The 1,947-nt window shown below is 33.9% G+C and carries 2 protein-coding genes and 1 pseudogene; all 3 read left to right on the top strand.

Annotated features, from left to right (window positions below):
- Positions 1-313 precede the first annotated feature (313 nt).
- Entirely contained in the window at positions 314-976 is a 663-nt protein-coding gene (locus tag BZK14_RS03930) for an energy transducer TonB (RefSeq protein WP_171973634.1), read from the top strand.
- Positions 977-1,005: 29 nt separating this feature from the next.
- Positions 1,006-1,764, top strand: coding sequence for an ABC transporter ATP-binding protein (locus BZK14_RS03925; RefSeq protein WP_077925283.1), 759 nt, complete (start codon positions 1,006-1,008; stop codon positions 1,762-1,764).
- A pseudogene (locus tag BZK14_RS03920) lies at positions 1,758-1,947 on the top strand (hypothetical protein); the annotation flags it as partial. The gene BZK14_RS03925 and the pseudogene BZK14_RS03920, both read left to right, overlap by 7 nt.

Below are 1,947 nucleotides of genomic sequence, written 5' to 3'. Positions count from 1 at the left end.
CCCACTTTATATCATGATTTATAGTTACATCACTATGTTCACTATGATCATTATTTTACCAATACAAATCTATATTTCTAATCAGTCATTGTGGCAAAAATTTAATGCCTTACTCATTTTAGGCTTTGTAATTTTATTTAGCATCAGCGCATACTACATAATCATCCATTTCATCATTAACGATCCTTTTCTATCCTATGAGCCTTTTTTTAAACCAATATAAATACTCATGAAAGTTTTTAGTATTCTTTTTGTAATTTTGTGCCATAGCCTACTCTTTCTTGTATTTTTAAATACAGAAAAGGAATTATGGATGGCCGATTTTTCATCAGAAGGTTTAAGTCAATCAAATGCAGAACAATCAACTTTTCAACCCAAATATCAGCATCAGAATGAATTATATGTGATCACCGTTGAGTTAAGTGATTGGATATATCCAAATGCCACACAAGAACCTCCAATTGAAGAACCTGAGGCTATATCAGAAATACACACTGAGTTAGTTATTCAAGAAAGCATTCAGCCTGAAACAGATCCAAAACCAGCAGCTCCCCCCAAAGAAATAGCTCCACAAAAAATAGCATCACCAACAAAACCTGCCAATAGCGCACGCAATCAAAAAGGCACTGGATTAGGTAATCGCAATGTGATTGGTAGTGGAACAGGTAAAAATGCTATAGATGGCCCTGCGGGCTTTGCCAATGGTAACAGCGAGCAAACTATTCTTCGCAATATTCAACGCTGTTATCCTTTGATTTCCCGTAGACGCGGCGAACAAGGTTTAGCAATTGTGAGAATTTATGTCGATCATAATGGTAACTCAATCAAAACAGAGATCATACAATCCACTAATTTTTCTCGTTTAGATAAATGTGCGCTAGAATCTGTCAAATCGCTTAAGGTAAAATCAAAAATTAGTAATGGTCAAAAAACTTCCAGCTATTTTGATCAACCTATTCGTTTTCGTTTGAATTAAATAGACTAAATTAAGGATAATACATTTTAATGATTGCTCTATCTGTTAAAAACCTATTTGTTCAATCACATAATAAAATTCGTTTAAATCATTTATCTGTTGATATTGAATCTGGGAGCCGAGTTGCCATTATTGGCCCAAATGGTGCAGGTAAAAGCACCACATTGCAAGCCCTATTACGATTGATTCCAGCATCTTTTCAATCATTACAGTATTTTGATCATAACATTCAAAGTTTATCTAGAAAACAACTTGCAAAAATTATTGCGTATGTTCCACAAACCCATCCTAACCTAACTATTTCTGTATGGGATTGGTGTGTTTATGCAAGATTTCCTTATCAAAAATTTGGCTTTTTTCTCACAAAAAAAGAGCACATCATCATTGATACAATTCTAGCCAAAACAGAATTGATACAATATAAAAACACCCCATTATCCCATTTAAGTGGCGGAGAAAGACAGAGAGCATTTATTGCGGGGGCATTGTGCCAAGAAACGCCTATTATTTTTCTGGATGAACCAACAAATTTTTTAGACCCTAAACAAGCTCATGAAATATTAAAACTCATCCATGATATCTCTATCGAAATGAATAAAACTATTATTTCTGTCACCCATGATATCAATGAAGTTATGCATTACTTTACACACTGTTTAGCTATCCAAAATGGGCAAAAGCTATTTTATGGCCAAAGCCATGAAGTTATTCACTCAGATAATCTTTTTTCTTTATATAACTACCGATTTACCGAAGCTACAAGTGAGCAAGGAGTAATATTTTGGTAAAAACTATCTCTCCTCAGCGCCGTTTATGGACAATAACGGTTTTTGTTTTATTAAGCATAACATCTCTTCTGATCACACCATTCATTGGTATGGAAAATATTTCTCCCAAAATGTTATGGCAAGACCTACCTGCTATTCATAATATTTTTTGGAATATTCGTGTTCCTAGAATCATAACTGCTT

This window comes from Wohlfahrtiimonas larvae, assembly GCF_002006755.1.
Taxonomy (GTDB): domain Bacteria; phylum Pseudomonadota; class Gammaproteobacteria; order Cardiobacteriales; family Wohlfahrtiimonadaceae; genus Wohlfahrtiimonas; species Wohlfahrtiimonas larvae.
This window is presented reverse-complemented; position numbering and strand designations above follow the sequence as displayed.